We start from the raw sequence: 7,987 nt of genomic DNA, 5'->3' as shown, positions 1-7,987 counted from the left end.
TGCGCTATCGGTCGCATATACCGATGGTTCTTTCCAAAGACTGTCCATTAGGCTATGTAAAGAAGACCTTGGAAAGCTTTTATGAAGGGTTTAAGGATAACTCTGTGATCAGATAATAAAAAGCCACTAGGAACTATCCTAGTGGCTTTATTTTGTATAGTCATGAAGCAGTATAGAATCTTTTTTACTGGTCGGCTTAAAGGTAAATATAAGCTTTACCACTGATATTCCACGACTTCCAGCAACCGATCGCTTAACCTTCTCACATGCTACATCTGGAAAGATCTCTGATAACTCTGTGAGTGCTGGTGTGAGTATCGTCTTATTAATATCACTCATGCGGTAGCTCTTTGGAACGTCCAATAACCGTCTAAAGTCTTCGATAGGCACCTCATAAAAGCCTGTTGACCTAAATTGTTTCAGTAGCCTGTACATACCTTTGGAGTAACTGCTTTTTAGGTTTACAAACTCGGCTAACTCGAATCTAGTAAAGTTTGCAGTCAGTCCATTGAGGATATAGAAATATTTCTCCTTAATCGTTATGGAGATAGTTTCCTCATCAGTATCGATCGTAAACTCATCAAAAAGCGTGAAGTACGTTGTCCGACTTCCATTTTCCTCTTTAAAGATCAGTGCAAGAAGCTTCTCATAGGTACTTTTAAGTTTGGATACAAAGGCTTGTGTAGATGTCATCTTGAATTGGCTTAATGATCGTATCTGATGGAAAGTAAACTCCACCTCATTTTTACCCTCGTCCTTCATTTTGGAGCAGATAGCAAAGAACAGATCTAGCTCCACCTTGCCAAACCCCCTAAATGCCACGGAATTCATATCGTTATGGTACTTTACAACTTCATTCATGAAAGCCCTCCAGCGATTTTTATATAGTTATCATACCACTTGGGAGGATAGTTGTATACACTCCCTCTTAAAGCAGATAAAACTCCTCCCTAAAGCAGATAAAACTCCTCCCTAAAGCAGATAAAACTCCTCCCTAAAGCAGATAAAACTCCTCCCTAAAGCAGATAAAACTCCTCCCCTAATAGCCTGTAACGCTTGGTGGAGTAAGGCTAGAATCTCCCTAAAAGGTTTTAAAAGATATTAAAAAGATATATAAAAGGTTTTAAAAGAGAATCAACCAGAATCAGCCGATCTTTGGACTACTTAATTTGGATAAGTAGGAACAGGTCAACAAGGCAACGTCAGAGCCTCGTACAGCCGTCTACAGGCGTTTTACTATGCTTCTGGTTTTATTTATAAGCAGATCATGGTAAAAGCTCTCACAGGCTCATATAGACGCCTATAAGCCCTATATAGAAATTCCAATAAAATTAAAATTCAAGAGGCTATTTCCAAAGCTCCACATGGGAATTTACAGAATTTGTATGAGGCCCACTGTAAAATCTCTCTGACAGCTTCTCATTCCGCTTTGGTATGATCCAGTTTGAGAGTAGTTTGATAGGCTGTACGGTCATTATAGGACGGTCTGACGACTATCCAGCACACCATTATGAGAGCATATGAAAAGAAGCTGATCGGCAAACTTGATCAGCTCCTTCGAAAAGGTTTATTTAATTAGGCTGGCATAGATCTCTGGATTGTATCTGTAGATCAACTGCGCAACGCTTGGTTTGATATTGCGATTAACAGTAATACTCTTGCTATTAATAAAATGATTGATGCTGTTTGGCAAAAGAAAAGAAACATGAGTGCGACGAATTTTAATAAACACGCTTGACGAAAAAAGAGTACAGATCACTTACGTGAAACTGTACTCTTTTTTCGCACAAACCTATCAATTTTTCGTAAGAAAAATTTGGTGGGTATAAGTGCGCCCTTAGTAAAAATCGCTAAGGGAATATTTTTCAAATTAATTTTATCGTCAGGCGTGTTGGTTAAAACTCACGCTGTTCGTGTGATGTTATCGGCATATTTTTTTATCGTCCGTAAATAGTCGTGATAGGCTTCTAATTCTTCTAAAGATAATTTAAATAAATTAATTTGGTTCATGTTTGATAATTGTTTTAATAAATTTACTTGTAGGTTTGTTGAGTCACTTTTATCGAGTTTATTGTTTAAAACATAGTTCAACATTTTTGAGTGAATCGCTGATTGGAGTTCATTGATTATTTCAATTTCAAATGTTTTTCTGTAGTCTAATGTCATGTTGTTTGCTCCTTTCTGGTTTCGCTTTGCTCAACTAAACATTTACTTTTAATTAAACAGACTTCGCTAGTTTAATCAAAAGTAAACGTGCGAGTAAAAACCAAATTATGTTTAAAGCTCATAAAATGCGTTCTAAGGCATTTTAGCGTTTATTTCGTTTAGTTGTCGGCATAATCGTTAAAACAGCAGTTCTCGTAACGTAAAAGCCCTTGAGCGTAGCGTGGCTTTGCAGTGAAGAGGTTCGCTGTTAGATTATGAAAGCCGATAACTGAATGAAATAATAAGCGGTAGCCGACCATTTCGGCAGGGAGAGGCTCAAGGGAGTTTGAGGGAATGAAATTCCCTCATGGTTTTATGATTTTAAAAATTGCGTGCAATTTTGCCGAGCGGTAGCGCTGGAAAATTTTTGAAAAAAATTTGGAATTTGGAAAAATTGGGGGGGTCGTAGTACGGAAGCGATTTTTGCTTCCGTACTACGACCCCCCCAATGGGTGCATTGTGCCATTTTTCTTTTTTTATTCTTATTTATAATTATATATAAGTATGTTATCCTTATATTATATTTTAGAAAGGATGTGTTTTTATTGGCTAGAGAAAAATCTACTGTTGAATACCAGAATGTGACTGTTCGTATTCCTAAAGAGCTTTATGCTTCGTATAAAAAAGTGTTGATAAGTCAAGGGAAGATACCGACTTATGATATTAGAAATCATATGTTTGAAGTGGTTAAAGATGATTTAGAAAATACGAAAGGAGAAGAATAATGGGCGAAAAAAAGACACCCAACCGGCAAAAGTTAGTGTCTTAATTTTATCCTTGTAGCCTTTCTGGTGTCACTTCAGCTTGCTGTGCGAGCTGAAGTGACCGTGAACCCCCATTTACTAATAGGGGGGTTAGGAAACGACTTCCTACATGTAACGAGATCAGAAAAACCTTAGTGCTGCAAGGGATTGAGCAATTTTAAAGTTGGTTACATTTTTGACCGATAAAAGTTGAGAATGTAACCAACTTTTTTAGACAGAAAATCGCAAATAGTTTCAATGTCAAAAAACGATCGGTACTGATTGCTGCATTTTGATTTTTTCAAAGTTTCTTGATATAATAAGTGTGCGAAGCGAAATTAGTTTAAAATCATAGTTACACCAAAAGCCCTCCTACAGCGAATAGGAGGGCTTTTTTTGCGCTGTTGCGACTCCAGCGTTGGGGCCAGATGGCAACTGCTTCGACTATCGGCTAATCGTCTAACCAGCGATCAACTAGCAAAAGTACTAGACCCACCAAAAGTGGGGCGATAATCAGCGAAATTAGTTCCTTAATCATAGTGACACCCCCTTACGGGGCAGTTGCCATTAACGAGTATAACATGAACAATTCAAGTGATCAGTAGTTTCTTTATTTTCTATTGCCTTTATAATAATCCATAAAAAGAGGAGTTGATCTTGTGCACGATGCAGAGGATTCTCGGTTAACCTATGAACTTTCCCACTACTTGACCAATACAGAATGGGATCGAATCGAACGAACCAAAAAAAAAAATCAAGAGTGAGGAAGAACTAAACCGACTCAGTAAATCCACAAAAATCCCCTTCGACCATTTACGGTTGATCATGCAAGGAGAGATCATAGCGGAAGACTATATACTAAAATTACTAGAATAAAACATGTAGTTTTCCCCTTATGTTGACAGCTATCCGATTACTGCATATATCGTGGGACACCTTGGTTTATCGGTGAGTGATTTTTGTCGAAGGTATGAATTCGATCCCACGATCGTCACGGGGTGGCAAACAGCGAATCGTTCCGTTTTCTCCTTTCCTGCTGACTTTGTGGAATGCCTAGCCATTGCGCCCAACAAAACAGCGGATCAAGTACGCTGCATTTTACGCTTGTTAGAAAAGCAACATTTCGCCTATCTTGCGACAATTCCAGCGTGGAACATAACACCGTTTCAAATCTACTCCTTGTTTTCTTCACAAACGGCGCAAAGAGAAGATGCTTGATTTACCAACGGTTTAGGATCCCGACAGAGCTAGACCAATTGAAAATCACAAAGAACGCCCGTCAATCGCTTGATTGACGGGCGTCTTGTGTTAATACGTATTATGTTAACTAAATGTTAAAATAACTGAGTTAAGTTAAAATTTCTTGGGATTATTTTTTAGCTCGATAATTAGTGAATTTATTAAATACTTCCGTCTTTATAATTACAATACTAATTGCAATAATTACAAAAATAACTATCGTTAAGAGTAAAAAACCATTCTTATAAGTAAGTGCTTCGTTGGGAAGTGGTACAAATCCAGAACCGCCAACTATTATATTCGCTATATCAAAATAACTTAGCAAAATAAACGGAAGCAATTGAACATTTACATAAGTATTCAAAATACTAGGTTGGCTTACTATTAGCGGAATAACAAGTAATGTTAAGCCTATAATAAGGTTTTTTGATACCAAAGAAATCAACATTCCCCAAAGCAAAAAACAAACCACTAATAAAACGTAAAAAAGAAGGTTTTTGAGAAGAAATTGTTTTGTAGTCATTATAGTCACTTCTGAATTATTAATGATTCTAGCGATAGGATATTCGCTATTTCCAGTACCATTTTTTATTGCGAGGAACAAAAAGATAAAAGTGAAAGATACTACCAGATTTGAAATAATAGTAATACTGTAAGCTATAAATTTTGTAACATATATTTTTAGCTTACTAGTTGGTGAAGCTGAATAGATATTTAGATTTTTTCCTCTGGAATCTGAATTTACTAGAAATGAGATATGAATAGCGATCAAGATCAAAATAATTAATACAAAACTGAAATTAGATAATAAAATACTAAAATAATTAACACTTCCTAACTCTCTTAAACTACTGCTCAATTTTTCCATATTGTTATCTTTTATATTTTGAAGCGTCGCAACCAAAGATTTTTGGTCTACTAAAGGAATAGAAACAAGCGTTCCAGCTTCCATATCATTTAGGTTTTTTTTTTCTAATTTTAATTCATAGTTTACTATTTTTTTATTATCATTTTCTTTAATTCCGTCAATAATTTCTTTCATGTAATCTGCGGTTTCTTGCACGTCTTTAATTGCTTCCTCTGCATTAGGATCATTCTTCATAGACTCAATAGCACCTAAAGCCATATCATAATTACTTTCGTAAAAGAATAAATCGTTCGATTGGCTTTTAGCTAATGTAAAGGGCAGTATCAGAGATAATGTTATAAATAAAAAAAAGATATACGTTGTTTTATCTCTGTATATTTTTAATAATTCGAATTTTAACATACTAAATTCTCCTTTTATGAAAAATTTTCAAAATAAAATTGCTTGATTTGTGTATATTCCAAAGGGGCTTCTTTCAAATATCCATCTACTAAAAAAAAGATTTCGTCACAAATTTTACTAGATTCAAAAATATTATGTGAAGATAGCAAAATTGTTCTGCCTTGATTTTTTAATGTCAAAAAAATGTTTGTAACTAACTCTATATTCTCTATATCTAATGCGTTTAATGGTTCATCAAAAATTAAAAATTTAGCACCGCTCGCGATAGCAACTGCAATTAAAACTTTTTGCTTCATTCCTAGAGACATATTTTTAACTAACTTGTCTTTGTATGATCTAATACCAACTAAATCTATAATTTGTTCAATGTTACAATTATTTTCCCAAAGTTTAGAAATAAAACTTATATTTTCATAAGCAGTTAGATTTTGAAATAATGAGTCGGAATTTTCTAAAAAAAATAAATTCTTATTATATTTTTCTCTTTTATCTTTATTAAAACTCTGCAAAATAATTTCTCCTGATTTTGAAGCAATTTGATTATTAATCGTTTTAAATAGCGTTGTTTTTCCACTACCATTTGGGGCTATAATACAAATAATAGATTTATTAGTGATAGTAAGAGCTAAATTGGTAAGTATTTCTTGTTTTTTTATTTCTACTGATAAATTTTTTATATATAATATCGGCATTTCCATAACAAATCCTCCTTTTAAAATACTTATTCCTATAATATAATAGCATTGCACCAAATTATATTATAGGAGGGTATAAAATGAAAGCGTTCAAAAAAATTATTTTTACTTTAGTTGGTTTGTGTTTTATCATACCAACAGTGAGTGCCTCTGCATCGTCTATTGAAAATGATATTGCTAGTCAACCAGATATTACGATAGTTGATGCCCTAACAACTAGAGCTGCTACACAAGAAGCAATAGTCAAGAATACTGCCCAGCAAAAAAAGACAGACACTGGTGTATGGAGTGCTTTGTATAATATTACTTACAAAAGTATTTGGTTCACCAATGGTGTTACACAAACTGGATACACAACTATCAAAGAAGCCTACTTTCCAAGTCATATAGAATATACCTTTGCCTACAAGTATAGAGTTTATTAATAATAAATAATTTATGTTTTATAGTCGTTACTGCTAAATGTCGGTAGCGTCTTTTTTTATATGTGGTACATGGAACATAGAAACGAAAATGCACTGTAGATAAAACCTACAAATCATTCGCTTTCTTTATTTTATAAATTATTGGTCTGGAGAGTCCGTTTTCCTTAGCGATTTCCGAAACGGGTATTCCTTTTTTTTAGCACAGACACGACTGTTTTAAAAACTATACGTTTTTGCGGATCTTTTGAATCTACCTCTTGAAAGCTTCTTTTTGATCTAGGGTTGTTAGGGCTTGCTCTGACCGCCTGTAAGGCGTTCTTTTCACGTAGTCTTGTGGCTTCCGTTGGTTGCAGTGAAAGGACATCTTCACGAGAGATCTGATAAACAGGTTGAGCAGCCTCTTGTTGCTTATCCATGGATTGAAGGGTTCGTTCGTAGAAGTCCTTTTGAAGGCTTTGAACCGCAGACTCTTGATCAGCTTTTAGATCTTCAAGTTTGCTGCTAAGATAGCTGTAGTAGCTGTATCAAGCGGTTCAGCCGTTAACATTGTGAAATGAAATTGGTCTAGTTTATGAAAGCTTATTCTATCGCTTTTTGCACATTTCAAAACTTAGTGAAATTTAGCTGTTTTCATAAGCTGATAAATGGATCTTATTGTTATTTAAGTGAGTATTCTATAAGCTAGATAAATGAAATGGCGTCAGAATGCTCCTCTGCCACACCATTTTAACATATTGGATAGCATTTGTGTTATGATTCCATTTATAGGATATTATATACCCCTTACTATACTGATATGTAAATATGATTGGAGTGCTAAGAGCTATGTATAACAACGATTCAGAACAACTTTTCGATAGCAGTGAGGTTTCTAAGCAATTAAAGATCTCTCCTGTAACCGTCAGAAAGTATTCAAATGATATGGAAAAACTAGCTAAGAAGCCTGTTTACACAAGGAGTGTAGAGAATCGCACTAAGAAACTTTTTGTTGCTAAAGACATAGAGGCGTTTAGGTATGTCATGGAAAATAAATCTAAGCCAGATCTAAACTATGAAATGGCTTTAAGTCAAGCTTATATAAGGTTTTATACTGAAACTGCTATCCATTCATCAGATCAAATTACAGACATATCACTTCAAAATGGACTATTAAAAGAATATCAGTTACTTATTAATCAACAAAATACAGTTATTGAAAAGCAATCAGAGCAGATCAGTGATCTAACTGAAAGACTAGATAGGCTCATTGGCTTATTAGAAGAGCCTACCGTTATAGAAAAGCCCTCCATATGGTCAAGGATATTTAAGTAATTTGATTTTTTAGTGTTCCAACTACAAGTAGCGCACTGTTTAAGGAAAAAGCGAGTTGCAGTGTTTATGGAAATGGCTGTATAATGCTTTTAGGGTTTT

General features: G+C 34.6%; 9 protein-coding genes and 1 pseudogene. 4 read left to right on the top strand and 6 right to left on the bottom strand.

The features are described from left to right. Nucleotides 1-147 precede the first annotated feature (147 nt). Complete coding sequence (locus IGI72_RS19190) at nucleotides 148-861, bottom strand: replication initiation protein (protein ID WP_438755366.1); 714 nt, start codon at nucleotides 859-861, stop codon at nucleotides 148-150. Nucleotides 862-1,902: 1,041 nt separating this feature from the next. Then, on the bottom strand, nucleotides 1,903-2,166 hold the full coding sequence (locus IGI72_RS19185) for an antitoxin epsilon (RefSeq protein WP_438755365.1): 264 nt from the start codon (nucleotides 2,164-2,166) through the stop codon (nucleotides 1,903-1,905). Between the two features lie 584 nt (nucleotides 2,167-2,750). On the opposite strand from IGI72_RS19185, the gene IGI72_RS19180 reads away from it, so the two are divergent. Then, a complete protein-coding gene (locus tag IGI72_RS19180) occupies nucleotides 2,751-2,930 on the top strand; it encodes a transcriptional regulator (protein ID WP_438755364.1) in 180 nt (59 codons plus the stop codon). Between the two features lie 469 nt (nucleotides 2,931-3,399). On the opposite strand, the gene IGI72_RS19175 is transcribed toward IGI72_RS19180, so the two are convergent. Continuing rightward, nucleotides 3,400-3,486 (bottom strand): type I toxin-antitoxin system Fst family toxin, encoded by an 87-nt coding sequence (locus IGI72_RS19175; protein ID WP_123867079.1) that lies wholly within the window; start codon nucleotides 3,484-3,486, stop codon nucleotides 3,400-3,402. A gap of 410 nt (nucleotides 3,487-3,896) precedes the next feature. Between IGI72_RS19175 and IGI72_RS19170 the strand changes: the two genes are divergently transcribed. Further along, the gene (locus IGI72_RS19170) at nucleotides 3,897-4,166 is read left to right on the top strand and encodes a hypothetical protein (RefSeq protein ID WP_438755363.1); all 270 of its coding nucleotides are present in this window, start codon (nucleotides 3,897-3,899) and stop codon (nucleotides 4,164-4,166) included. A 151-nt stretch (nucleotides 4,167-4,317) separates the two neighbouring features. Here IGI72_RS19170 and IGI72_RS19165 read toward each other — a convergent pair whose 3' ends face one another. Both IGI72_RS19165 and IGI72_RS19160 read right to left on the bottom strand, forming a co-directional pair. Continuing rightward, nucleotides 4,318-5,457, bottom strand: a complete 1,140-nt coding sequence (locus tag IGI72_RS19165; protein WP_438755362.1) for an ABC transporter permease subunit — start codon at nucleotides 5,455-5,457, stop codon at nucleotides 4,318-4,320. A gap of 14 nt (nucleotides 5,458-5,471) precedes the next feature. After that, nucleotides 5,472-6,155 (bottom strand): ATP-binding cassette domain-containing protein, encoded by a 684-nt coding sequence (locus tag IGI72_RS19160; protein WP_438755361.1) that lies wholly within the window; start codon nucleotides 6,153-6,155, stop codon nucleotides 5,472-5,474. 77 nt (nucleotides 6,156-6,232) lie between these two features. Here IGI72_RS19160 and IGI72_RS19155 point away from each other — a divergent pair, with 77 nt between their 5' ends. After that, nucleotides 6,233-6,577: a hypothetical protein gene (locus IGI72_RS19155; RefSeq protein WP_438755360.1), complete on the top strand. Its 345-nt coding sequence runs from the start codon at nucleotides 6,233-6,235 to the stop codon at nucleotides 6,575-6,577. A gap of 106 nt (nucleotides 6,578-6,683) precedes the next feature. Here IGI72_RS19155 and IGI72_RS19150 read toward each other — a convergent pair. After that, nucleotides 6,684-6,825 (bottom strand): annotated as a pseudogene (locus tag IGI72_RS19150) (helix-turn-helix domain-containing protein); the annotation flags it as partial. A 577-nt stretch (nucleotides 6,826-7,402) separates the two neighbouring features. Between IGI72_RS19150 and IGI72_RS19145 the strand changes: the two are divergent. Continuing rightward, nucleotides 7,403-7,888, top strand: a complete 486-nt coding sequence (locus IGI72_RS19145; protein WP_438755359.1) for a hypothetical protein — start codon at nucleotides 7,403-7,405, stop codon at nucleotides 7,886-7,888. The last annotated feature ends 99 nt before the right edge of the window (nucleotides 7,889-7,987 follow it).

This window comes from Enterococcus sp. DIV1059_2, assembly GCF_051713685.1.
Lineage (GTDB): Bacteria > Bacillota > Bacilli > Lactobacillales > Enterococcaceae > Enterococcus_D > Enterococcus_D casseliflavus.
Note: the sequence above shows the minus strand (reverse complement) of the source record. Positions and strands in the feature narration are given on the sequence as shown.

What these genes read in the sequence shown, in the direction of transcription:
- IGI72_RS19190 (WP_438755366.1), bottom strand. Translation starts at nt 861, where the DNA reads ATGAATGAAGTTGTAAAGTACCATAACGATATGAATTCCGTGGCATTT.
- IGI72_RS19185 (WP_438755365.1), bottom strand. Translation starts at nt 2,166, where the DNA reads ATGACATTAGACTACAGAAAAACATTTGAAATTGAAATAATCAATGAA.
- IGI72_RS19175 (WP_123867079.1), bottom strand. Translation starts at nt 3,486, where the DNA reads ATGATTAAGGAACTAATTTCGCTGATTATCGCCCCACTTTTGGTGGGT.
- IGI72_RS19165 (WP_438755362.1), bottom strand. Translation starts at nt 5,457, where the DNA reads ATGTTAAAATTCGAATTATTAAAAATATACAGAGATAAAACAACGTAT.
- IGI72_RS19160 (WP_438755361.1), bottom strand. Translation starts at nt 6,155, where the DNA reads ATGGAAATGCCGATATTATATATAAAAAATTTATCAGTAGAAATAAAA.
- IGI72_RS19155 (WP_438755360.1), top strand. Translation starts at nt 6,233, where the DNA reads ATGAAAGCGTTCAAAAAAATTATTTTTACTTTAGTTGGTTTGTGTTTT.
- IGI72_RS19145 (WP_438755359.1), top strand. Translation starts at nt 7,403, where the DNA reads ATGTATAACAACGATTCAGAACAACTTTTCGATAGCAGTGAGGTTTCT.